Source organism: Streptomyces sp. NBC_00414, from assembly GCF_036038375.1.
Taxonomy (GTDB): Bacteria; Actinomycetota; Actinomycetes; order Streptomycetales; family Streptomycetaceae; genus Streptomyces.
Genome location: NZ_CP107935.1, coordinates 8,226,355 through 8,249,197 on the forward strand (window position 1 = coordinate 8,226,355; position 22,843 = coordinate 8,249,197).

The window sequence follows — 22,843 nt, forward strand, 5'->3', positions numbered from 1 at the left end:
GCGCCTCGGATTGACGAATCATGCATTGGTCTGCATACTCATGCATGGCGGCGTGGTGACATGGTGCGAAGCGGGACCGGTGGGCGCGCGGTCAGGTGCGGGTCGTATCGGGCCGGTCGCGCGGTTCTCCGCCCCCCTGCCGGGCGTCCTCTCGGGCGCTTTCTTGTCCACTCTCGTCCACTTCTTGTCCACGGTTCTGAGGAGCGCAGTCAGTGAGCAGCAACAGTGGTGACGTACGGCTCTGGGGCGGCCGGTTCGCCGATGGTCCCGCCGAGGCCCTGGCGAAGCTGTCCGCGTCCGTCCACTTCGACTGGCGGCTGGCGCCCTACGACATCGCCGGTTCGCGTGCCCACGCGCGTGTGCTGCACAAGGCGCACCTCCTCGACGACGACGAGCTGAACCGCATGCTTGCGGGCCTCGACCGGCTGGAGACCGCCGTCGCGGACGGCTCCTTCGTCGGCACCGTCGCCGACGAGGACGTCCACACCGCCCTGGAGCGCGGGCTCCTGGAGCAGCTCGGCCCGGACCTCGGCGGCAAGCTGCGCGCGGGCCGCTCGCGCAACGACCAGGTGGCCACGCTCTTCCGTATGTACCTGCGCGACCACGCCCGGATCATCGGCGGACTGATCGCCGATCTCCAGGACGCGCTGGTCGGTCTGGCGGAGGCGCACCCGGACGTCGCGATGCCCGGCCGCACCCACCTCCAGCACGCCCAGCCGGTGCTGTTCGCCCACCATGTCCTGGCCCACGCGCAGGCACTCTCCCGGGACGCCGAGCGGCTGCGGCAGTGGGACGAGCGGACCGCGGTGTCGCCGTACGGCTCCGGTGCGCTCGCGGGCAGCAGCCTCGGGCTCGACCCGGAGTCGGTCGCCAAGGACCTCGGCTTCGAGAACGGCAGCGTCGGCAACTCCATCGACGGCACGGCTTCCCGTGACTTCGCCGCGGAGTTCGCCTTCATCACCGCGATGATCGGTGTCAACCTCTCCCGGATCGCCGAGGAGGTCATCATCTGGAACACGAAGGAGTTCTCCTTCGTCACCCTCCACGACGCCTTCTCCACCGGCTCGTCGATCATGCCGCAGAAGAAGAACCCGGACATCGCGGAGCTGGCGCGCGGCAAGAGCGGTCGCCTGATCGGCAACCTGACGGGTCTGATGGCCACGCTGAAGGCGCTGCCCCTCGCCTACAACCGTGACCTGCAGGAGGACAAGGAGCCGGTCTTCGACTCCTGCGACCAGCTGGAGGTCCTGCTGCCGGCCTTCACCGGGATGATGGCCACGCTGACGATCAACCGGGAGCGCATGGAGGAGCTGGCACCTGCCGGTTTCTCGCTCGCCACCGACATCGCCGAGTGGCTGGTCAAGCAGGGGGTGCCGTTCCGGGTCGCGCACGAGGTCGCGGGGGAGTGCGTGAAGGTAGCCGAGGCGGACGGCATCGAACTCGACGGGCTCACCGATGAGCAGTTCGCGAAGATCTCGGCGCATCTCACGCCGGAGGTGCGGTCGGTCCTGAACGTGCCGGGTGCGCTGGCGTCGCGCGACGCGCGTGGTGGTACGGCTCCGAGCGCGGTCGCCGTCCAACTCACCGAGGTGAAGTCGGACGTGGCGCTCCAGCACGGGTGGGCCGCGGCGAAGACCAAGCGGTAGGGCTGCGCCGCTTCAGGGGGTGCGGGCGTGGCGGTCCGGGGCTTCGTTGCGCCGTTCCCCGCGCCCCCGAGGGGTGAAGGCTGCTCGTCGGTGGCGGGCGGTCGTGGCTGGGCGCGCAGTTCCCCGCGCCCCTGAGGGGCGGGGTGGTGGCCGCAGTTGCTTGCGCCCCTGAGGGGTGAAGGCTGCTCGTTGGCTCCGGGCGGTCGTTGCTGGGCGCGCCGTTCCCCGCGCCCCTGAAAAGCGGGGCTGCGCCCCGGCCGCACGCCCTGAAGGGACGTGGGAACGGCGTGTCCAGCCACGTGCGCGACGTGCGGCGGGCGGTTGGCCTCGGCTTTTGAGGGGCGCGGGGAACTGCGCGCTCGGCAGCAGGTGACGTCCAGTGGGCGACTGGCCTCGGCTCTTGAGGGGCGCGGGGAACTGCGCGGCAAGCCGTGACTCACCCGCCCCGAAGGTCATCGGGTTACGTTGGTCGGACGGCCGTACCGGAGCCGACGCCGACCCACGGAGCTCGCGATGCCCTTCGCCCGACTGGCCTCAGCAACAACCCCCACCTGCCACCTCGGACTGGGCCTCGCCGCGGTGGGCCGCCCCGGCTACATCACCCTCGGCCGCGCCCACGACCTCGGAGAGGACCGCAGCGTCGAAGCGCTGCGCACCCGCACCCACGAACTCCTCGACGCCGCCTACGCCCAGGGCGTGCGCTACTTCGACGCCGCCCGCTCGTACGGCCGTTCGGAGGAGTTCCTCGCAGGCTGGCTGCGGGCGCGGCCGGCCGTCGACGACATCGTCGTCGGCAGCAAGTGGGGCTACACCTACACGGCCGACTGGCGTACCGACGCCGAGGCCCACGAGGTCAAGGACCACAGCCTCGCCACGTACGAGAGGCAGCGCGCCGAGAGCGCGGAACTGCTCGGCGACCGGCTCGACCTCTACCAGATCCACTCGGTCACACCCGAGAGCCCGGCCCTCACAGACAAGGAACTGCACGCCGAGCTGGCCGAGGCGGCGGCCCGGGGCCTGACCGTCGGGTTCTCCACCAGCGGCCCCGCCCAGGCCGACGCGATCCGCGCAGCCCTCGCCGTGACGGTCGGTTCGGAACCCCTCTTCCGGACCGTCCAGGCCACGTACAACGTCCTGGACACCTCCGCCGGGCCCGCGCTCGCGGAAGCACGCGAGGCCGGACTCACCGTGATCATCAAGGAGGGCATGGCCAACGGCCGTCTCGCCGACCCGCACGCGCCGGCCGCGGTGCGCGCCATCGCCGAGGAGGCGGGCGTCGGCTCCGACGCGGTCGCCCTCGCCTTCGTCCTGCGCCGCCCCTGGGCGGGCGTGGTCCTCTCCGGCGCGGCCACCACCAACCAGCTCGCGTCCAACCTGCACGCGGCGGTCGTCGACCTCGACGACGAACAGGCGGCCCGGCTCGACACGCTGGCCGAGGAGCCGGGCATGTACTGGGAGCGCCGCGGACAGCTCCCCTGGCACTGATCCACAGCCCCCCGGGGATCTTCCCACCCCCGATTCTTCGGCCTGCGCCATGGGCCGTGAGCGTCACGCGCCACTGGTGAGACAATCATGTCTCATATGGGTTATGGTTGTCTCATGGCCGTCGATCGTGAACACGTGCTGCGCACCGCAGCCGCCCTGCTGACCCGGAAATCCACCGCGACCACGGACGAGGTCGCCAAGGCGGCCGGGATCAGCCGGGCGACCCTGCACCGCCACTTCGCGGGACGGGACGCCCTCGTGCGTGCGCTCGAAGAGCTGGGCATCCAGGAGTGCGAGGCCGCGCTGGACGCGGCACGGCTCGACGACGGCACCGCCCGGGAGGCCGTACGCCGTCTGGTGGGCGAGTTCGAGAGTGCCGCGGGCCTGCTCGGCTTCCTCTACACCGAGAACCAGCTGTTCGAGGGCGAGGGGCAGAACGAGGGCTGGTCCCGGATCGACGCCCGGATCGCCGCGCTGTTCCGGCGGGGCCAGGAGAGCGGTGAGTTCCGTATCGACCTGACCCCGGCCTGGCTCACCGAAGCCCTCTACGGGCTCTTCGCCTCAGGGGCGTGGGCCGTGAGCGAGGGCCGGGTGGCGGCCAAGGACTTCCAGTACATGATCGTCGAGCTGCTGCTCGGCGGCGCACTACGGAGAGATGCATCATGACCAGCACCCTGCGGCCGGCGTCCGTGGCGGAGGCGGAGAAGCGACCGGGCCGTTGGCTCGCGCTCTCCGTCCTCGTCCTCGCCGTGCTGCTGGTGGCCGTCGACGCGACCGTCCTCGGTCTCGCGACCCCCTACATCAGCGAGGACCTGAAGCCCTCCGGCAACCAGCTCCTGTGGATCGGTGACGTCTACTCGTTCGTCATCGCCGGTCTGCTCGTCTCCATGGGCAGCCTCGGCGACCGCGTCGGCCGCAAGAAGCTGCTGCTCGTGGGCTCGGTCGCGTTCGGCCTGATATCCGTGCTCAACGCGTACGCGAGCACGCCCGAACTGCTGATCGTGGCGCGGGCGTTGCTCGGTGTCGCGGGTGCCACGCTGATGCCCGCCACCCTCGCCCTGATCCGCAACCTCTTCCACGACCCGCGCGAACGCAGCCTCGCCATCGGCATCTGGGGCGCCACCGCCTCGGCCGGCACCGCGGTCGGCCCCGTCCTCGGCGGCTTCCTGCTCGAACACTTCTGGTGGGGCTCGGTCTTCCTGATCAACCTGCCCGTGATGGCGGTCCTCGTCCTGGTCGGCGTGAAGCTGCTGCCGGAGTCCCGCAACCCCGAGCCCGGCCCCTGGGACCTCGTCAGCGTCGTACTGTCCCTCGTCGGCATGGTGGGCATCGTGTACGGCATCAAGGAGGCCGCGTCCCACGGCCCGAACCTGACGGCGGGCGCGGCGGCCCTGCTGGGCGCGGCGGCGTTGTACGGCTTCGTACGCCGCCAACTGACGCTCCCCGTCCCGCTCCTGAACATGCGGCTGTTCCGCCACCGCGGCTTCTCCGGAGCCGTGCTCGCGGACCTGCTGACCATCCTCGGCCTGTCCGGAGTGGTCTTCTTCCTCTCGCAGTACCTGCAACTCGTGCAGGGCCGCGGACCGTTGGAGGCCGGACTCGCCGAACTGCCCGCCGCGGTGGGCGCGGTGGCGGCGGGCCTCGTAGCCGGGACGTTCGCGCGCCGCTACTCGGTACGTGCCGTGGTGGCGGGCGGTCTCGCCGCGATCGGGCTCGCCCTGGGCGCGCTGACCGTACTGGACCAGTCCACCGGCTATCCGCTCCTCGGGGCGGCCCTGCTGGTGGTCGGCGTCGGCGCGGGCTTCTCGTTCACCGTGACCGCCGACGTGATCCTCTCCAGCGTGCCCAAGGAACAGGCGGGCGCGGCGTCCGCCGTCTCCGAGACGGCTTACGAACTGGGGGCGGCCCTCGGTATCGCGCTGCTCGGCTCGATCGTCACGGGCGTCTACGCCGGCTTCACGGCACCCGCGGGTACGCCGCAGGACGTGGCCGACGCGGCGCACGAGTCCCTCGGCGGAGCGGTGGAGGCCTCCTCGGCCCTGCCCACCCCCGAGCCGCTCCTCGACGCGGCCCGCACGGCCTTCGTCGACGGCATCGCCCTCGCGGCGGGCCTGGGCGCCCTGGTCCTACTGGCCGCGTCGGCAGCGGCCTGGGTACTGCTGCGTGGGCAGAAGCTGGACAACGGGGCTGAACACCCGTAGTCCCTGGCTTCGTGTCGGCCGACGGCTCCCCGCGTCCCGAAAGGGGCGCGGGGAACGGCGCGCCCAGCCCACGACGGCCGATTCGCACGAGCCGTCCCGGCCCCCACCCCCAGGGGCGCGGGGAACGGCGCACTCGACCTACGACGGCCTACACGTACGAACCGTCCTCGCCCCCCACCCCCAGGGGCGCGGGGAACGGCGCACTCGACCAACGACGGCCGATTCGTACGAACTGTCCCGGCCCTCACCCCCAGGGGCGCGGGGAACTGCGCGACCAGCCCCCACGTGCCCGCAGCCGACGAACAAGCTTCAGTGGACCCGCAGAACCAGCGGAGCTAAGCCGCTTCCTTGGCCTTGGTGGCGTACATGTCCACGTACTCCTGCCCGGACAGCCGCATGACCTCGGCCATCACGGAGTCCGTCACGGCCCGCAGCACATAGCGGTCACGGTCCATGCCCTCGTACCGCGAGAACTCCATCGCCTCGCCGAAGCGGACGGTGACCCGTCCGGGGCGGGGGAACCCGGCACCACCGGGCTGGATCTTGTCCGTGCCGATGATGGCGAACGGGACCACGGGCGCGCCGGTCATCAGCGCCAGCCGGGCGATACCGGTGCGGCCACGGTAGAGCCGGCCGTCGGGGGAGCGGGTGCCCTCCGGGTAGATGCTGAAGACCTTGCCCTCCTCCAGCACCCGGCGGCCCGTCATCAGCGCCGCGACACCGCCGCGGCCGCCGTCCCGGTCGACCGGGATCATGCCGCAGCCGGTGAAGAACCAGGCCATCAGACGGCCCTTGAGGCCCTTGCCGGTGACGTACTCGTCCTTGCCGATGAAGAAGACCTGACGGTCGCAGAACAGCGGCATGATCATCGAGTCGATGAACGTGAGATGGTTTCCGGCGAGGATGACCGGACCCGTGCCCGGGATGCGCTCCGCACCCTCCACCCGTGGGCGGAACATCAGGCGCATGATCGGTCCGAGCACTGCCTTGATGAGCGCGAAGCGGGACAACGGGCCCTCCTGTGTCACGGGGTGGGTTATGCAGGTCTATGCAGGTGAGGACGATACTCGCGCGTGCCGGGGTCTTGCACATCGGGTTCACCGACTGGATACGCACTGTTGACTCTTGTTTACCTGCGGTGGCGCCCCGTCACGCGCCTGTCATCCGAACGAGACGGTGTGACGCATTCCGCACGAGTTGGCCCTCTTGGGGCAAGTTCCCGACCACGGCTCCCCAAACTTCTGTCCGCGCCCTGACTTCTTTTCAGCCCGTCCGCTGTTCGAGGGCCCGCCCCCAACTCGCCCACCCTGTACGACACACACCGTCACCCGTGTGTTCCGTCCAAGGTCTCCCACCCGTCACCCCACCGCACCTACGATCAGTCCCGCTTTGACAGGTGCAGGGCAGTATGCGGAGGAGCGCTCATGGGCACGCACGGGACGCAAGGGACACAGGGGCCGAACGAGGGCCGCACCGGGGGAATCACCCCGGGACGACGCGCACTGCTCGGGGCCGCGGTCCTCGGCGCCGGCGGAGCGGTCCTCGGACTGCCGGCCACGGCGAGAGCCGACGACAAGCACGGAGGCGGCGGCTACCGGAGCCTGCCCAAGCCGACGATCATCGGGCACCGCGGAGCCAGCGGCTACCGCCCGGAGCACACGCTCGGCTCGTACCAGCTGGCGCTCGACCTCGGCGCGCACGTCATCGAGGCGGGCGACCTCGTGCCGACCAAGGACGGCCACCTCGTGTGCCGCCACGAACCCGAGATCGGCGGTACGACGGACGTCTCCGCGCACCCCGAGTTCGCCGGCCGCAAGGTCACCAAGCTCCTCGACGGGGTCTCCACGACCGGCTGGTTCACCGAGGACTTCACGCTCGCCGAGCTGAAGACCCTCCGCGCCAAGGAGCGCATCCCGGCCAACCGCCCGCACAACACGCTCTACGACGGCCGCTGGGAGATCCCCACCTTCGAGGAGGTGCTGCGCTGGCGGGACGAGCAGAGCAGGAAGCTCGGCCGGCAGGTCTGGATCTACCCCGAGCTCAAGCACCCCACCTACTTCCGCAAGCTGGGCCTCGGCCTGGAGGAGCGGGTCGCCAAGGTGCTGCGCAGGCACGGCCTGGACAAGAAGAACTCGCCGGTCATCCTCCAGTCCTTCGAGCCGACCAGCGTGCAGCGCCTGAACAAGCTGGTGGACAACGCGCTCGTGGTGCTGCTGTCCGCCGCGAACACCCGCCCCTGGGACTTCGTGGAGACGGGCGACCCGCGTACGGTCGCCGACCTGGTCAAGCCCGCGGGCCTGAAGCAGATCGCCTCCTACGCGCAGGGCATCGGGCCGACCCTCGACCTGATCATCCTCAAGGACGCGAGCGGCAACCTCACCACGCCGACCACCCTGGTCCGGGACGCGCACGCCGAGGGCCTGATCCTGCACCCGTACACGATGCGCAACGAGAACCCCTTCCTGCCCGCGAACTTCCGCAAGGGGACCGACGCGGACGCCTACGGTGACGTCTTCGGCGCCTTCGCCACGTACTTCGCCACCGGCATCGACGGGGTCTTCACCGACAACCCGGACACCGGCATCCTCGCCCGCGAGGACTTCCTCAAGAAGAACTGACCAGCCGGAAGAAGTGACCAGCCGGAAGAACTGGCCAGCGGGGGAGAACCGACCGGCAGGACGAACCGACCCGTCCGTGGTCCCGGTCGTCAACGGCTGAGCCCTCGGACCCGGTCGGGTGACGCACGGCCGTCCCGGCAACCTCGTGCCGGGGCGGCCGCGTCGTGCCGCATATGACCCACGACATGGTTGCCACACTGCGCCCCCTGCTCGTCGCCGAGGCCTCGGCCGAGGCATATGCCTCCGGAACCGAGTCCAGCGACCTGGAACAGGCCGTCTGGGTGCGCCTCCTGGAGCGCCTCGGCACGGACGGCCCGCCCGCCGATCCGGCCGCCTGGCTGCGCGGCGCCGTCCGCTCCGAGGCACGGCGCGCCGTGCGCACCGCGAGCATCGAACGGCCGTACGCGTCCGAGCCCGCCGACGACAGCCGGCCGGGCCCGGAGCAGCTCGCCCTCAGCGCCGCCCGGCGCCGCGCCCTGCACTCCGCCGTGCGGCGGCTGCCGGGTCGCTGCCCGCGTCTCATGGCCGCTCTGCTGTCCCCGAAGGACCTCACTTATCGGGAGATCGCGGGGGAGTTGGGTATCTCACAGGGGAGTCTCGGTCCGGATCGTTCCAGATGCCTGAGTTGTCTGCGCCGAATGCTCACATCGGAGGTTGCGGCGCATGAACCGCGGGGATAGGAGTGAGGGACAACCGGCGGAACAGGTGAGCGGGAGGCATGCACACATGGGCATGAGCGTGACCATCTCGGCGGCGACCGAACAGGACGCCGAACAGATCCTCAAACTGCAGTTCCTCTGCTACCAGAGCGAGGCCGAGCTGTACGGCGACTACAGCATCGAGCCCCTCACCCAGCCGCTCGACTCCCTCAAGGCGGAGCTCACGGACGGCACGGTCCTGGTGGCCCGGCTCGGCGACGAGGTGGTGGCCTCGGTGCGTGGCTCCGTGGGCGTGGATGGCACGGCCCGGATCGACAAGCTGATCGTGCATCCCCGGATGCAGCGGCATGGGCTGGGCGGGCGGTTGCTCGACGCGATCGAGTCCAGGCTCGCGTCCGACGCCGGGGCCAAGAGTTTCCAGCTCTTCACCGGACACCGCAGTGACCGCAATCTGCGGTTGTACCGGAAGCACGGGTACGAGCCCGTGTCGACCGAGCGGGTCGATGAGCGGCTCAGTCTGGTGACACTGGCGAAGGACGCGTCCGCCAGTGCCTTCGTGGCCAGCGCGTAGACCTGTTGTTCGTCTGCCGGTTCCGTCGTGGCTGGCCGCGCGGTTCCCCGCGCCCCTTGCGGGCACGGCCGGCTGCTCGTCCGTCTACGAACCTGTCCGAGCGGTCGTCCTGCTTCTGCGGAGCCAGAACATCGCCGTGACCGGGAGCAGGACCGGGATGAACAGATAGCCCATGCCGTAGTCCGACCAGACCGTGGCGTCGGGGAAGGCGGAGGGGTCGGCCAGGGTCCAGGTGCCCACGATCAGGACGCCCGCGAGTTCGGCGGCGCAGCACACCAGCGCCGCCCTGCGGGCCCGCTCGCCGCCGCGTACGAGCGAATAGGTGATGAAGCCGTAGACGAGGCCGGCCACCGCCGACAGCGAGTAGGCGAGGGGTGCCTTGTCGAACTCCGTCGCGATCTGCACGGCCGAGCGCGACACGGCGCCGACGACCATCACCCCGTACAGCCAGACCAGCAGCATGCCGGGGCCGCCGATCAGCCGCGCGCGGCCGGACTTTCCGGACTCCTCGGGCGAACCGGGCCCCTCGGGTGTCCTGGGCTCCTCGGCGGGCACCGCCATCTCAGCCTCCCCAGATGTCGTAGAGCCGGACCTGCAGCACGGCGAGCACCACGCCGCCCGCCGCGACCGTGATCGAACCCCAGCGGGTGCGCTCCGCCAGTGACATGAAGCCCGCCGCCGGAACGCACGCGAAGGCGCCGATCAGATAGGACACGAAGATCGTCGTGCCCTGCTCCGGCTTCTCGCCGCGGGCCAGCTGGACGATGCCGACCACGAGCTGGACGAGGGTGAGGAGTGTCACCACGGCCATACCGATGAAGTGCCAGTCCTTGGTCGGCTGGTCCCGGTAGGCGGCCCAGCCGCACCAGGCGGCGAGCGCTAGCGCGGCGACGGCCGTCGCGACCGTCAGGGCATCAAGCATGCCGCGACCCTATTACGGGCCAAAAGGCCCGATGCCCTCGCCCCCGGGGTGCCCCGTAGGGTCGAGGGCATGAAGATCCAAGCCGATGCCCTGCTGTTCGACAACGACGGAACACTCGTCTTGTCCCTTGAGTCGGTGTACCGATGCTGGAGCAGGTGGGCCGCGGAGTACGGGATCACCCCGGAGGAGTTCGCCCGGGTCGAACTGCACGGCCGCCCGGCCGCCGAGATAGCCGCCGACCTGCTGCCGGCCGCCAGGGTCCCGGAGGCCGTCGTGCGCATCGAGCAGCTGGAGGTGGAGGACGTCGCGGGCGGCGTGCGGCTGCTGCCCGGGACGAAGGCGCTCCTCGACTCGCTGCCGGCCGACCGCTGGGCCGTCGTCACCTCCGCCACCCGGCGGCTGGGTGAGGCCCGCCTCGCCGAGGTCGGCATCCGCCCCAAGAACCTGATCGCCGCCGATGACATCACGCGCGGCAAGCCCGACCCCGAGCCGTTCCTGCTCGCCGCCCGGCGGCTCGGCGTGGACCCGGCCCGCTGTGTCGTCTTCGAGGACGCGCCGGCGGGTCTTCAGTCCGGCCGCGCGGCCGGCATGACCACCGTGGCATTGACCACAACCCACCGGGCCGCCGAGCTGACCGCGGACATCGTGGTCGCGGACCTCTCGGCCGTGTCCGCACTGGTCACCGACGCCGGGGTGGAGCTCTCCGTCAGGGACTGAGCGGCGTCTTAAAGGTGTCCACCGCTGTCCGTCATGCGGACAGCGGTTCTCTGTCCCAGGCAAAGATCTGCTTTAATTTTCTCATGACCACGACGAGCAGCCGCATCCTTGCGACCGAGGCGACCATGACGCCCGGTGCTCGCTGTATGTGTCGAATGTGCGCCTTCTAGAGGGCCCCCGCACCACCCGCAGCCTCGCGCCCCGAAGCGAGTTCGCTCACGTCCGCCCGTACGCCCTTCTCGTACGCGACTGAGCCTGCCCCGCGCACGCAGTTCTGCCGAAGCCCGGTTCCCGACGCCACCGCGTGAACGACCGTGCCGCGTTCGACCGAATGCACCCGTGCCCGGCGCACACCCACGCCCTGCACTCGACAGTGACGGAAACCCCAGTGATCACGACAACAGGCCTGACCAAGGTCTACCGCTCCCGCGGCCGTGAGATCACCGCCCTGGACGGCGTCGATCTGCATGTCCGCGAAGGCGAGGTGTACGGCGTCATCGGACAGTCCGGCGCCGGCAAGTCCTCCCTCATCCGCTGCGTCAACCTGCTGGAGCGCCCCACCGCCGGCACCGTGACCGTCGCCGGACAGGACCTCACGGCTCTCGCCGGGCGCGGCCCGCGCGCCGGCAAGGAGCTGCGGCAGGCGCGCAGCCGTATCGGCATGGTCTTCCAGCACTTCAACCTGCTGTCGACGCGGACCGTCCAGGACAACGTCGAGCTGCCGCTGGAGATCCTCGGCAAGTCGGGCAGGGAGCGTTCCCGCAAGGCGCTGGAACTGCTCGACCTGGTCGGCCTCACCGACAAGGCCAAGGCCTACCCGGCCCAGCTCTCCGGCGGACAGAAGCAGCGCGTCGGCATCGCCCGCGCCCTCGCGGGGGACCCGAAGGTGCTCCTCTCGGACGAGGCGACCAGCGCCCTGGACCCCGAGACGACCCGCTCGATCCTCCACCTGCTGCGCGACCTGAACCGCCAGCTGGGTCTGACCGTCCTGCTCATCACGCACGAGATGGACGTAGTCAAGACCGTCTGCGACTCGGCGGCGCTCATGGAGAACGGACAGATCGTCGAGTCCGGCACCGTCACCGAGCTGCTCGCCACCCCCGGCTCCGAGCTGGCCGCCGCGCTCTTCCCGGTGAGCGGCGAGGCCTCGGGGGACGACCGCACGGTCCTCGACGTCACCTTCCACGGCGACGCCGCCACCCGGCCGGTCATCTCGCAGCTCTCGCGCACGTACAACATCGACATCTCCATCCTCGGCGCCGCGATGGACACCGTCGCGGGCCGGCAGGTCGGCCGTATGCGCATCGAACTGCCCGGGCGGTACGAGGACAACGTCGTGCCGATCGGCTTCCTGCGCGAGCAGGGCCTGCAGATCGACATCCAGGGTCACGCGCCCGCGCTGGTGAAGGAAGGTGCCAAGTGACCTGGTCCGAGATGCAGCCGCTGCTGGAGCAGGCGTGTTGGGACACCCTCTACATGGTCGGCTGGTCGACGGTCATCGCCGTCGTCGGCGGTCTGCCGCTGGGCATCCTGCTGGTCCTCACCGACCGGGGCGGCCTGCTGCAGAACACCGTGCTGAACAAGGTCATCGGGCAGGTCGTGAACATCGCCCGCTCGATGCCGTTCATCATTCTGATGGTCGCGCTGATGGGCTTCACCCGGTCGATCACCGGCACCACCATCGGCCGTGAGGCCGCCATCGTGCCGCTCGCGATCGGCGCCATCCCGTTCTTCGCGCGCCTGGTCGAGACGGCTGTCCGCGAAGTGGACGGCGGACTCGTCGAGGCCGTGCAGTCGATGGGCGGCAACACCTGGACCGTGGTCCGCAAGGTGCTCGTCCCCGAGTCGCTCCCGTCGCTGATCTCCAGCACCACGACGACGATCGTCGCGCTCATCGGCTACTCCGCGATGGCCGGCACCGTCGGCGCGGGCGGCCTCGGCGACATCGCCATCCGCTACGGCTACCAGCGCTTCGAGACCGAACTGATGTGGATCACCGTCGGCATTCTCGCCGTGGTCATCTCCCTCATCCAGTTCGCCGGCGACTACGCCGCGCGGGGGCTGCACCGGCGCGGCGGCAAGTCGGGGGCCGCGCCGCGGCTCAGGCTGCCGAGGAGCAGGGCCGCCGTGAACTCCGGTTCCCAGGCGTCGACCGACACCGGCTCCGGTACCGGCCCCGCTGACGCGGACACCTCCGCCCAAGCGCCCGCGGCCGACGTCGGCAAGGTCGCCTGAGGCCCTTCGCGCACGGCTCCCCGTACGCGTCCCCACCCCACCCGCAGACGTCCCCGCACACCCTTCGCGGGGTCACCCAGCCCAAATGGAAAGGCACTTTTCGTGCGTAACGCCGTAAAGCTCACCACCGCTGTCCTCGCCGCCGGAGCCCTCACCCTGGGCCTCACGGCCTGCGGCTCGGACAAGGACGACGCCTCCGACACCAGCGGACCGCTGATCGTCGCCGCCAGTCCGGTTCCCCACGCGGAGATCCTCACCTACGTGAAGGACAACCTCGCGAAGGACGCGGGACTCGATCTGCAGGTCAAGGAGTTCACGGACTACGTCCTGCCGAACACCGCGACCGAGGACGGCTCGGTCGGCGCCAACTACTTCCAGAACCAGCCGTACCTCGACGACTTCAACAAGAAGAACGGCACCCACATCGTGCCCGTCGTCACGGTGCACCTGGAGCCGCTCGGCCTCTACTCCAACAAGATCAAGAAGGCCGACGAGCTGAAGAGCGGTGCGACGGTCGCCGTCCCGAACGACACGGTCAACGAGGCGCGGGCGCTCAAGCTCCTCGACGCCAACGGGATCATCACGCTCAAGGACGGCGCGGGCAACGACGCGACCCCCAAGGACATCGCGAAGAACCCGAAGAACCTGAAGTTCAAGGAGCTGGAGGCGGCCCAGACCCCGCGCTCCCTGGACGACGTCGACGCCGCGGTGATCAACGGCAACTACGCCATCGAGTCCGACCTCAAGCCCTCCGACGACGCCCTCGTCCTGGAGTCCGCCGACGACAACCCGTACGGCAACTTCCTCGCCGTCAAGGAGGGCAACGAGGACGACCCGCGCGTCAAGAAGCTCGCCAAGCTCCTGACCTCGGCCGAGGTCAAGAAGTTCATCGAGGACAAGTACGCCGGTTCCGTCATCGCGTCGTTCTGACCGTTCCGAACCCGCTCCCGACCGCCTGAACCACCTGATCCATTCGAGGAAGGCCGACGATGCGCAAGCCCGTCATCTCCGCGGCAGCCGCCGCACTGGCCCTCGGCCTGACCCTGACCGCCTGCGGTTCCGGGGACGAGGGCTCCGGCGGCGGAGGTGACGGCGGCACGCTGATCGTCGGCGCCACCGCGGTCCCGGCCGGCGAGGTCCTCTCGTACATCAAGAAGGACCTCGCCGCGAAGAACGGACTCGACCTGGAGATCAAGGAGTTCACGGACTACGTCCTGCCGAACACCGCCCTCCAGGAGGGCTCGCTCGACGCGAACCTGTACCAGAACGAGCCCTACCTGGACGACTTCAACAAGTCCAAGGGCACCGACCTGGTCCCGGTCGTGGACGCGTACCTGCCGCCCATGGGCGTCTACTCGAAGAAGGTCAAGGATGTCGCCGACCTTCCCGACGGAGCCACCGTCGCGGTGCCGAGCGACATCACCAACGAGGGCCGGGCCCTGAAGCTGCTCGCCTCCGAGGGCGTCATCACCCTCAAGGAGGGCGCCGGTACGACCGCGTCCCCCGCGGACATCGCGAAGAACCCGAAGAACCTCGAGTTCAAGGAGCTGGAACCGGCGCAGCTGCCGCGCTCCCTGGACGACGTGGCCGCCGCGGTCATCAACAACAACTACGCCCAGGACGCGGGTCTCAGCCCGGCCGACGACGCCATCCTGCTGGAGTCCGCGAAGAACAACCCGTACGCGAACCTCCTCGCCGTGAAGAAGGGCAACGAGGACGACCCGCGGGTCGAGAAGCTCGCCAAGCTCCTGACCTCCGACGAGGTGCGCAAGTTCATCCAGGACAAGTACAAGGGATCGGTGCTGCCCGTCACTTCCGGGTGACACCGATCCCGGGACCTTCCCGCCGCGTCACGGTGTCGACTCGTCGACAAGGAGCCGACTCCGTGGTGCAGTTCGGTGCCTGCATGCTGCATGCTGGGCAGTTCAGCAGGCCCGACGGTCCCTGATGGTTACGGAGCGGCGCATGACTAACACCTTCCCCGACATCTCCCTGAACACGGAGCGGTTGGTGCTGCGCCCTCTTGAGGACGAGGACATTCCTGCCTTCACGGAGATGATGAACGACGAGCAGGTCGCCGCCTGGACGTCGGTTCCGCAGCCCTTCACCGAGGCCGCCGCCCGCAACTGGATCGACGAGTACGCGCCCGCCGAGCGCACCTCGGGCCGTGGACTCGACCTCGTCGTCACGGAGTTCCTGACCCAGCGCCTGGTCGGCATCATCCAACTCGGCAACACGAATTGGCATGTCCGCTCCACGGAGCTCTCGTACATCACCGCACCCTGGGCCCGCGGCGAGGGCTACGCCTCCGAGGCGTCGCTCGCCACCGCCCAATGGCTGTTCAACGACCAGAAGTTCGAACGTCTGGAGCTGCGCACCGCGGCGGACAACACCGCCTCCCAGCAGGTCGCGCAGAAGATCGGCTGCATCAGCGAGGGCGTCCTGCGGGGCGCCTGTATAGCGCGCACCCGCACCGAGGACGGCCGCTGGGAGGACCTGCGCACCGACTTCATCGTGTGGGGCCTGCTCCCCGAGGACATCGAGGGCATCGCCGAGCAGCTCGCCGACACCGGTGGTTTCACGGCGTACTCCGACTGGAACTGAACCGGAGGGGACCCGCGCCCCTGCCCGCACACCCTTCCGACCCCTGCCCCGACCCCCGGACGTCACGAGGTACGCTCACGGGGCTCCGCACGCCTGCCTGGCGGCCACACACCCACCTGACGACCTGCGAAGACTCCAGGAGACTGACAACGATGGCCGACCGGGTCACGGTGATCGGCTGTGACGGCTCGCCGCTGACCGACGCGGCGCGCTCGGCTCTCGGCGCCGCCACACTGGTGGCGGGCGCGGGACATCACCTGACTCTCCCCGAGGTGCCCCGGACCGCCGAGCGCATCCGGCTCGGCAGCGTCGCCCTCGCGGCCCGCCGCATCGCCGCCCACCGCGGCACGGCCGTCGTCCTCGCCGACGGCGACCCCGGCTTCTTCGGGGTCGTACGCACCCTGCGCGCCCCCGAGTTCGGCCTGGAGGTCGAAGTCGTCCCCGCGGTCTCCGCCGTGGCCGCGGCCTTCGCCCGCGCCGGGATGCCCTGGGACGACGCACAGGTGGTCGTCGCACACCGGCGCACCCTGCGACGCGCGGTGAATGTGTGCCGCGCCCACACCAAGGTCGCCGTCCTCACCTCACCCGGCGCCGGCCCCGCCGAACTCGGCCTCCTCCTCGAAGGGGTCCACCGCACCTTCGTCATCTGCGAGGAGCTCGGCACCGAGCGTGAGCGGGTCACGATGCTCACCTCCGACAAGGTCGCCGACCACACCTGGCGCGACCCGAACGTCGTCATCGTCATGGGCGGCCCCGTCACGGCTTCCGAGGGCGGCGGTTGGATCGCCGGCCGCGACCCGGGCACCGGCCCGCGCGGCTGGGCGCTGCCCGACGACATGTACGGCGACGCGCTCGGCGAGGGCGAGACCGAGGTGCTGCGCGCCGCCCAACTCGCCCGCCTCGGGCCGCGGATCGGCGACCTCGTCTGGGACATCGGCTCCGGCAGCGGTGCCTTCGCCACCGAGGCCGCGCGCTGCGGCGCCGCCGTCATCGCCGTCGACCGCGACCCGGACGCCTGTGCCCGCACCATGGCCACCGCCCGCCGTTTCGGCGTCCAGCTCCAGATCGCGCACGGCACCGCCCCGCACATCCTTGAGAACCTCCCCGAGCCGGACGTCGTGCGCGTCGGCGGCGGCGGCGCCGCAGTGGTCTCCGCCGTCGCCGACCGGCGTCCCGAGCGGATCGTCACGCACGCCGCGACCCGCGACGCCGCCGAACTCATCGGCAGGGACCTGACCGAGCACGGCTACCGGGTCGAGTGCGCACTCCTGCAGTCCGTCGAGCTGGACACCCGTGCCTGGACGGAGAAGGAGCGGAGCGTGGCGTTCCTGCTCTCGGGAGAACTGGGCCGGCGCCAGGCGCCGCGCTGAGCGTTCGGCGGGCTGTCCGCGGGCGCGTCGTGGCCGGCCGCGCCGTTCCCCGCGCCCCTTTCGGGCGGCGGCCGGTGCGGGGGGGGGGGTCACCCTTCGATCGCGGCCTGTGATCCTGTTGTCGTACTGCGCGCGGTAGGCTGGCCGATCGTTGTACTGCAATCGGGTTGTCCGGTATATCGCCGTTCAATGTCCGTAAATCACACCCATTTTGGGGTGCGTGTGGTACGGCAGAACCGGAGGACGCGCAAAGTGGCGCAGTCCACAGCGGGCCGTGACGGATCACCCTGTCGCGGTGGCGGGCCGACCGCGACAATGCCAGTTAATGGCTTTGTCGACCGGTCGTTCGTGCCGCCCGGCCCGTGTGCTCGTTCTCATGACGGGTGGTCGGTGCGCCGCCCCGGACGAAGCAGGTCGTAGGAGCACTAAACCGATGGGCGAGGGGTACGCATGACCGACACCGGCCAGGTCCCGGGCGAGGGACTGCCGGAGAACGCAGGCATGGTGGAGCAGCCGGGCGTCCCCGCCCCCGGCGCGTACACCTACCTCTCCGAGCCCACCGCCGAAGACGAAGACCTGTTGCTGCTGCCGGGCGCCCAGGGTGCGTGGGGCAACGAAGTGGCCCCACCGGCCCCGGTGCCGGTCGTCGAGACCGTCCACGAGCCCGGACCGCACGAGACGTCGGGCCGCGACAGCGGTTCGGTCGACCTCAGCGCCGTCCGGATGTCGTCGTCCGCGCCGCAGCCACCCGTCGCCCGCCGTCCGTTGCACCTCGGCCCGCCGACTCCGGACGGCGCCGGCAGCCCGGTGCGTTCGCTCGCCGACCGGGGTCCGGCGGGAGCACCGCCCACCCCCTTCCCCGTACGGCAGGCCGGTCCGGCCGCGTCCGGGCCCGAGTACCTCGATGTGCCGCGTGACGAGATCGCGTTGCAGGGCGGGTCTCCGTGGGGGGCCCAGACTCAGGTCCAGGTCGCGCCTGCGGTGGCACAGGTCGTTTCCGAGGGGACGGCTGCAGAAACGGTCTTCCCGGAGGGTGCGGGGGCATACGCGGGCGGCCCGGTGGCCGTCGAGTCCGCGCCGGTCGCGCAGGTGTCCGACGCGGGGGACGGTCCGTCGCCCGCCGAGGGCCAGGGTGTTCCGGTTCCGCAGGAGCAGGCCGAGGCCCCGGTGGCGGAGCAGCCGGCCGGAGTTCCGCAGACGCAGGACGCGCCGGGCGCCGACGAGCTTCCCGAGGCCGCGCACGCGCAGGCCGTCGCGGAGCCCGCCGAGCCCGCCGACGCTTTTGTGGAGCCCGCCGAGGACGCCGGGCGGGTTCCGGAGGCCCCGCCGGTCCCCGAGGAGGCGTACCTTCCTCCGCAGCCGGAACCGGTTCAGTTCCCGTCCCCCGATCAGCAGACGGGCATCGCCCAGGCCGCCGCCGAAGCCGCGCCGGCCCCGGAGGCCGGCCAGGTCCCGGCGGCGGTTCTGGTGCAGGACTACGCGCAGGCTCCTCAGCTCGCCGACGGTTCGCTGTTCCCGCACGCCCCGGAAGGTGGCCACGGCTCCGAGTTCGCCCAGGCTCTCCCCGAGTTCACGCACGCCCCTCAGTCCGAGCCCTTCCCGGCCGCACCCGCGGCCGTCCAGTTCGCCCGCCCCTCGGACGAGACCGGCCAACCCGCCCCTGAGGCGTCCGAGGCCCCGCAGGCCGAAGGCGCCGAGCAGCCCGTGCACCTGGCGCCGGTCCCGCAGCCCGTCCACCCGGTGGAGCCGCACGCTCAGGACGCGGCGGCCCCGTTCGCCGAGGCCGGACCGCACAACGGGTTCCAGGAGCCGCAGCCGACGGAGGCCGAGCCTTTCGTGGCGGCGGGCGTCCAGATCCAGGACGCCGCCGAGGCCCCGCAATTCACCGCGCCCGCCGGGCCCGTCGTGCCCGCGGAAGCGGCGGAGGGCGCCGTCGGTGCCCCCGACGCGGCACAGGCGGCGCAGACCGACCCCGCCGCGTACGCCGAGGCGCCCGCGGCACCCGCCGAGCACGCCGTCGGGGACGAGTCCCACGGCGAGGCGGCCCCGCTCCAGGACGTGTTCCCGCAGGCGGCGCAGCCGGACCAGGCAGAGCAGGCAGAGCAGGCCGAGCAGGTGGCGCAGCCCGTCGGTCAGTTCGTACCGGTCGAGGGCATGGTTCCGACCACCCCGCACCTGGCTCCCACCCCGCCGCACGGCATGACCGTGCCGCCCCTCCCGGAGGAGCGGGCCGAGCAGACGGCCGAGGGGACGGCGGCCCAGCCCGCGGCGTCCGTCGAGCAGCCCACCCCAGAACCCGCGCCCGAACCGGCACTCGCCCCGGCGCCCGACATCGAGTCGGACGAGGAGCCGATCCTCGTGCTGCCCGCGCCCCGGGAGCCCGAACTGGCCCCCGAGGCCGAGGCGCTCCCCGTACCGGAGGCTCCCGTGGCGGACGACGGCCCGGAACACGTGGTCGCACAGCAGGCGGAAGACCTGGACACCCGGGCCGCCGACCAGGAAGAGAGCACGGCCGCCGTGGACCGGACACGAGAGTCCACCGGCCCGGCAGCGCCCGGCTACGACGACGCCGAGCGCGAGGCGGTCCTGCGCGTGATGCGCGAGCGCCGCGACATCCGCAACGGCTTCCGCAGCGACCCCATCCCGCACGACGTGCTGCTCCGCGTCCTGGAGGCGGCCCACACGGCGCCGTCCGTCGGCCATTCCCAGCCCTGGGACTTCGTCGTCATCCGCTCCGCCGAGACCCGGCGCTCGATGCACGAACTGGCCGCGCGCCAGCGTGAGGCGTACGCCAAGTCGCTTCCCAAGGGCCGCGCGAAGCAGTTCAAGGAACTGAAGATCGAGGCCATCCTCGACACCCCGGTGAACATCGTCGTCACCGCCGACCCGACCCGGGGCGGCCGGCACACCCTGGGCCGCCACACGCAGCCGCAGATGGCCCCCTACTCCTCGGCGCTCGCCGTCGAGAACCTGTGGCTCGCGGCCCGTGCCGAGGGCCTGGGCGTGGGCTGGGTGAGCTTCTTCGACGAGCGGGAGATGGTCCGCGGTCTCGGCCTGCCCGAGCACCTGGAGGTCGTCGCCTACCTCTGCGTCGGATACGTCGACGAGTTCCCGGAGGAGCCCGAGCTGATGCAGGCGGGCTGGTCCAAGCGTCGCCCGCTGTCCTGGGTGGTCCACGAGGAGACGTACGGCCGCCGCGCGCTGCCCGGCGAGGAGCCGCACGACCTGCTCGCCGAGACGATCACGAACATCCGTCCGCTGGACGCCAAGGCACTCGGCGAGGCCTGGGAACGCCAGAAGCGCATGACCAAGCCGGCCGGGGCCCTCGGCATGCTGGAGATCATCTCCGCGCAGCTCTCCGGTCTCTCCCGGATGTGCCCGCCCCCCATCCCGGAACCGGCCGCCGTCGCGATCTTCGCGGGCGACCACGGCGTACACGCCCAGGGCGTCACCCCGTGGCCGCAGGAGGTCACGGGCCAGATGGTGGCCAACATCCTCGGCGGCGGCGCGGTCTGCAACGCCTTCGCCGCCCAGGTCGGTGCCGAGGTCTGCGTCATCGACGTGGGCGTGGCCTCCGACCTGCCCGCGACCCCGGGCCTGCTGCCGCGCAAGGTCCGGGCGGGCACGGCCGACATGACGACCGGTCCCGCGCTGACCCGCGAGGAGGTCAGGGCGGCCATCGAGGTGGGCATCGAGACCGCCCGCGACCTGGTGGCGGCCGGTAACAAGGCCCTGATCACAGGTGAGATGGGCATCGCCAACACCACGGCGTCGGCCGCCCTGATCTCCGTCTACACCGGCAGCGATCCCGCCGAGGTCACCGGCCGCGGCACCGGCATCAACGACGAGACCCTGGCCCGCAAGACCGAGGTGGTACGCCGGGCCCTGGAACTCCACCAGCCGGACCCGGCCGACCCGATCGGCGTCCTCGCGGCCATCGGTGGCCTGGAACACGCCGCGATGGTGGGCCTCCTCCTCGGCGGCGCCTCCCTGCGTACGCCGGTGATCCTGGACGGCGTCAGCGCCGGCGCGGCCGCACTGGTCGCCCGCGCGATCGCCCCCGAGGTCCTCGCGGCCTGCATCGCCGGCCACCGCAGCGCCGAGCCCGGCCATGTGGCCGCACTCAACAAGCTGGGCCTGCGCCCCCTGGTCGACCTCGACCTCCGCCTCGGCGAGGGCACGGGCGCCCTCCTGGCCCTCCCGGTCGTCCAGAGCGCGGCCAGGGCGATGCACGAGGTGGCGACGTTCGACTCGGCAGGCGTCACCGAGAAGTAGGGCCGGTGGTTGTGGGCAGGCGTTCCGCAGGGCGGAACGGGTGGGCACAACCACCGGCCCACCCGCAGGGTCGGGGGGCGCGTGGGGCGGAGCCCTCGGTTTCGGGAAGGGGCGGGCCAGGGGAAAGAACCCCCACCCACCCCGACCCCCACCACCCCGCCCCTTAAAATCCGCACGTCAGGCCCGCTCCACCGCCGCAGCGCGCCACCCCGTACCACCCGCATGAGGAGCCGTACCTCCATGGCCGAAAACCCCGCCTACCCCGTAGGTCTCCGCCTCTTTGGGCGCCGCGTAGTGGTCCTCGGCGGCGGCCAGGTCGCCCAGCGCCGCCTCCCGGCCCTCATCGCGGCGGGCGCGGACATCCAGCTGGTGTCCCCGTCCGCGACCCCCTCGGTCGAGGCCATGGCGGACGCCGGCGAACTGGCCTGGACCAGGCGCCGGTACGAGCCGGGCGACCTCGCGGAGTCCTGGTACGTCCTGATCGCCACCCCCGACTCCGCGGCGAACGCGGAGGCCTCCGCCGAGGCGGAGGCGCGCCGCGTGTGGTGCGTCCGCGCGGACGACGCCGACGAGGCCACCGCCTGGACCCCGGCGACGGGCCACAGCGAGGGCGTCACGGTGGCCGTCCTGACCACGAACGCCAAGGGCCGCGACCCCCGCCACACCGCGGCCATCCGCGACGCGGTGGTCGAGGGCCTGCGCGACGGCACCCTCGTGGCACCCCACCACCGCACCCGTACGCCCGGCGTCTCCCTGGTCGGCGGCGGACCCGGTGACCCGGACCTGATCACGGTGCGCGGCCGGCGCCTCCTCGCCGAGGCGGACGTGGTCATCGCCGACCGCCTGGGCCCGCGCGACCTGCTCGCCGAACTTCCGCCGCACGTCGAGGTGATCGACGCGGCGAAGATCCCGTACGGGCGCTTCATGGCCCAGGAGGCCATCAACAACGCGCTCATCGAGCACGCCCTGCAGGGCAAGTCGGTGGTCCGGCTCAAAGGCGGCGACCCCTTCGTCTTCGGCCGCGGCATGGAGGAGGCCCAGGCACTGGCCGAGGCGGGCATCTCCTGCACGGTCGTCCCGGGCATCTCCAGCTCGATCTCCGTGCCGGGCGCGGCGGGCATCCCGGTCACGCACCGCGGGGTCGCCCACGAGTTCACCGTCGTGAGCGGTCATGTGGCCCCCGACGACGAACGCTCCCTGGTCGACTGGGCGGCGCTCGCCAAGCTCCGCGGAACCCTGGTGATCCTGATGGGCGTGGACAAGATCGGCGCCATCGCCCGTACGCTCATGGACAACGGCAAGGCGCCCGGCACCCCCGTGGCGCTCGTCCAGGAGGGCACGACAGCGGCGCAGCGCCGGGTCGACGCGACCCTCGCGACGGTCGCCGAGACGGTCCGGGCCGAGGAGGTCCGGCCGCCGGCGGTGATCGTCATCGGGGAGGTCGTGACCGTGGGCGCGGACGGCTCGTTCGAGACATCTGAGTAACCCCGGGTAACACAACCCGTTCCAAGCCGTTGGCACCGCACCCAGGACAAGGCAG

The 22,843-nt window shown here is 71.2% G+C and carries 19 protein-coding genes; 16 read left to right on the forward strand and 3 right to left on the reverse strand.

Annotated features, from left to right (window positions below):
- The first annotated feature begins 212 nt into the window (after positions 1–212).
- The 4 genes from argH to OHS59_RS35790 all read left to right on the forward strand — a co-directional run bounded on the left by argH (position 213) and on the right by OHS59_RS35790 (position 5,332).
- On the forward strand, positions 213–1,646 hold the full coding sequence (gene argH / locus OHS59_RS35775; protein ID WP_328497482.1) for an argininosuccinate lyase: 1,434 nt from the start codon (positions 213–215) through the stop codon (positions 1,644–1,646).
- Between the two features lie 513 nt (positions 1,647–2,159).
- Complete coding sequence (locus OHS59_RS35780; RefSeq protein WP_328497483.1) at positions 2,160–3,131, forward strand: aldo/keto reductase; 972 nt, start codon at positions 2,160–2,162, stop codon at positions 3,129–3,131.
- A gap of 114 nt (positions 3,132–3,245) precedes the next feature.
- Positions 3,246–3,797: a TetR/AcrR family transcriptional regulator gene (locus OHS59_RS35785; RefSeq protein WP_328497484.1), complete on the forward strand. Its 552-nt coding sequence runs from the start codon at positions 3,246–3,248 to the stop codon at positions 3,795–3,797.
- Entirely contained in the window at positions 3,794–5,332 is a 1,539-nt protein-coding gene (locus tag OHS59_RS35790; RefSeq protein WP_328497485.1) for an MFS transporter, read from the forward strand. The genes OHS59_RS35785 and OHS59_RS35790 overlap by 4 nt, the downstream gene beginning before the upstream one ends.
- Before the next feature lie 335 nt (positions 5,333–5,667).
- On the opposite strand, the gene OHS59_RS35795 is transcribed toward OHS59_RS35790, so the two are convergent.
- On the reverse strand, positions 5,668–6,342 hold the full coding sequence (locus tag OHS59_RS35795) for a lysophospholipid acyltransferase family protein (RefSeq protein WP_328497486.1): 675 nt from the start codon (positions 6,340–6,342) through the stop codon (positions 5,668–5,670).
- Positions 6,343–6,756: 414 nt separating this feature from the next.
- Here OHS59_RS35795 and OHS59_RS35800 point away from each other — a divergent pair, with 414 nt between their 5' ends.
- From OHS59_RS35800 to OHS59_RS35810, 3 genes are all read left to right on the forward strand, one after another.
- Entirely contained in the window at positions 6,757–7,950 is a 1,194-nt protein-coding gene (locus OHS59_RS35800) for a glycerophosphodiester phosphodiesterase (RefSeq protein ID WP_328497487.1), read from the forward strand.
- Between the two features lie 173 nt (positions 7,951–8,123).
- Complete coding sequence (locus tag OHS59_RS35805) at positions 8,124–8,630, forward strand: sigma-70 family RNA polymerase sigma factor (protein WP_328497488.1); 507 nt, start codon at positions 8,124–8,126, stop codon at positions 8,628–8,630.
- A gap of 46 nt (positions 8,631–8,676) precedes the next feature.
- Positions 8,677–9,180, forward strand: a complete 504-nt coding sequence (locus tag OHS59_RS35810) for a GNAT family N-acetyltransferase (RefSeq protein WP_328497489.1) — start codon at positions 8,677–8,679, stop codon at positions 9,178–9,180.
- Between the two features lie 84 nt (positions 9,181–9,264).
- On the opposite strand, the gene OHS59_RS35815 is transcribed toward OHS59_RS35810, so the two are convergent.
- The gene (locus tag OHS59_RS35815) at positions 9,265–9,642 is read right to left on the reverse strand and encodes a hypothetical protein (protein WP_328499488.1); all 378 of its coding nucleotides are present in this window, start codon (positions 9,640–9,642) and stop codon (positions 9,265–9,267) included.
- Positions 9,643–9,742: 100 nt separating this feature from the next.
- Positions 9,743–10,102 carry a hypothetical protein gene (locus OHS59_RS35820; RefSeq protein WP_189772666.1) on the reverse strand — a complete coding sequence of 120 codons (360 nt, stop codon included), beginning with the start codon at positions 10,100–10,102 and terminating at the stop codon, positions 9,743–9,745.
- 69 nt (positions 10,103–10,171) lie between these two features.
- Here OHS59_RS35820 and OHS59_RS35825 point away from each other — a divergent pair, with 69 nt between their 5' ends.
- The 9 genes from OHS59_RS35825 (at position 10,172) to cobA (ending at position 22,788) form a co-directional block, all read left to right on the forward strand.
- Complete coding sequence (locus tag OHS59_RS35825; protein WP_328497490.1) at positions 10,172–10,819, forward strand: HAD family hydrolase; 648 nt, start codon at positions 10,172–10,174, stop codon at positions 10,817–10,819.
- Positions 10,820–11,150: 331 nt separating this feature from the next.
- A complete protein-coding gene (locus tag OHS59_RS35830) occupies positions 11,151–12,242 on the forward strand; it encodes a methionine ABC transporter ATP-binding protein (protein ID WP_328499489.1) in 1,092 nt (363 codons plus the stop codon).
- The gene (locus OHS59_RS35835; RefSeq protein ID WP_328497491.1) at positions 12,239–13,054 is read left to right on the forward strand and encodes a methionine ABC transporter permease; all 816 of its coding nucleotides are present in this window, start codon (positions 12,239–12,241) and stop codon (positions 13,052–13,054) included. Before OHS59_RS35830 ends, OHS59_RS35835 begins: the two co-directional genes overlap by 4 nt.
- A gap of 102 nt (positions 13,055–13,156) precedes the next feature.
- Entirely contained in the window at positions 13,157–13,984 is an 828-nt protein-coding gene (locus tag OHS59_RS35840; protein WP_328497492.1) for a MetQ/NlpA family ABC transporter substrate-binding protein, read from the forward strand.
- Positions 13,985–14,043: 59 nt separating this feature from the next.
- Positions 14,044–14,877, forward strand: a complete 834-nt coding sequence (locus OHS59_RS35845) for a MetQ/NlpA family ABC transporter substrate-binding protein (protein WP_328497493.1) — start codon at positions 14,044–14,046, stop codon at positions 14,875–14,877.
- 142 nt (positions 14,878–15,019) lie between these two features.
- Positions 15,020–15,658, forward strand: coding sequence for a GNAT family N-acetyltransferase (locus tag OHS59_RS35850; protein WP_328497494.1), 639 nt, complete (start codon positions 15,020–15,022; stop codon positions 15,656–15,658).
- A gap of 152 nt (positions 15,659–15,810) precedes the next feature.
- Positions 15,811–17,028 carry a precorrin-6y C5,15-methyltransferase (decarboxylating) subunit CbiE gene (gene cbiE, locus OHS59_RS35855; protein ID WP_328497495.1) on the forward strand — a complete coding sequence of 406 codons (1,218 nt, stop codon included), beginning with the start codon at positions 15,811–15,813 and terminating at the stop codon, positions 17,026–17,028.
- Positions 17,029–17,478: 450 nt separating this feature from the next.
- Positions 17,479–21,303, forward strand: coding sequence for a nicotinate-nucleotide--dimethylbenzimidazole phosphoribosyltransferase (cobT, locus tag OHS59_RS35860; RefSeq protein WP_328497496.1), 3,825 nt, complete (start codon positions 17,479–17,481; stop codon positions 21,301–21,303).
- A 240-nt stretch (positions 21,304–21,543) separates the two neighbouring features.
- Complete coding sequence (gene cobA, locus OHS59_RS35865) at positions 21,544–22,788, forward strand: uroporphyrinogen-III C-methyltransferase (RefSeq protein WP_328497497.1); 1,245 nt, start codon at positions 21,544–21,546, stop codon at positions 22,786–22,788.
- The last annotated feature ends 55 nt before the right edge of the window (positions 22,789–22,843 follow it).

What these genes read in the sequence shown, in the direction of transcription:
- OHS59_RS35850 (WP_328497494.1), top strand. Translation starts at nt 15,020, where the DNA reads ATGACTAACACCTTCCCCGACATCTCCCTGAACACGGAGCGGTTGGTG.
- OHS59_RS35780 (WP_328497483.1), top strand. Translation starts at nt 2,160, where the DNA reads ATGCCCTTCGCCCGACTGGCCTCAGCAACAACCCCCACCTGCCACCTC.
- OHS59_RS35820 (WP_189772666.1), bottom strand. Translation starts at nt 10,102, where the DNA reads ATGCTTGATGCCCTGACGGTCGCGACGGCCGTCGCCGCGCTAGCGCTC.
- cbiE (WP_328497495.1), top strand. Translation starts at nt 15,811, where the DNA reads ATGGCCGACCGGGTCACGGTGATCGGCTGTGACGGCTCGCCGCTGACC.
- OHS59_RS35845 (WP_328497493.1), top strand. Translation starts at nt 14,044, where the DNA reads ATGCGCAAGCCCGTCATCTCCGCGGCAGCCGCCGCACTGGCCCTCGGC.
- OHS59_RS35800 (WP_328497487.1), top strand. Translation starts at nt 6,757, where the DNA reads ATGGGCACGCACGGGACGCAAGGGACACAGGGGCCGAACGAGGGCCGC.
- OHS59_RS35825 (WP_328497490.1), top strand. Translation starts at nt 10,172, where the DNA reads ATGAAGATCCAAGCCGATGCCCTGCTGTTCGACAACGACGGAACACTC.
- cobT (WP_328497496.1), top strand. Translation starts at nt 17,479, where the DNA reads ATGACCGACACCGGCCAGGTCCCGGGCGAGGGACTGCCGGAGAACGCA.
- OHS59_RS35785 (WP_328497484.1), top strand. Translation starts at nt 3,246, where the DNA reads ATGGCCGTCGATCGTGAACACGTGCTGCGCACCGCAGCCGCCCTGCTG.
- OHS59_RS35815 (WP_328499488.1), bottom strand. Translation starts at nt 9,642, where the DNA reads ATGCTGCTGGTCTGGCTGTACGGGGTGATGGTCGTCGGCGCCGTGTCG.
- cobA (WP_328497497.1), top strand. Translation starts at nt 21,544, where the DNA reads ATGGCCGAAAACCCCGCCTACCCCGTAGGTCTCCGCCTCTTTGGGCGC.
- OHS59_RS35830 (WP_328499489.1), top strand. Translation starts at nt 11,151, where the DNA reads ATGCACCCGTGCCCGGCGCACACCCACGCCCTGCACTCGACAGTGACG.
- OHS59_RS35790 (WP_328497485.1), top strand. Translation starts at nt 3,794, where the DNA reads ATGACCAGCACCCTGCGGCCGGCGTCCGTGGCGGAGGCGGAGAAGCGA.
- OHS59_RS35805 (WP_328497488.1), top strand. Translation starts at nt 8,124, where the DNA reads ATGACCCACGACATGGTTGCCACACTGCGCCCCCTGCTCGTCGCCGAG.
- OHS59_RS35810 (WP_328497489.1), top strand. Translation starts at nt 8,677, where the DNA reads ATGGGCATGAGCGTGACCATCTCGGCGGCGACCGAACAGGACGCCGAA.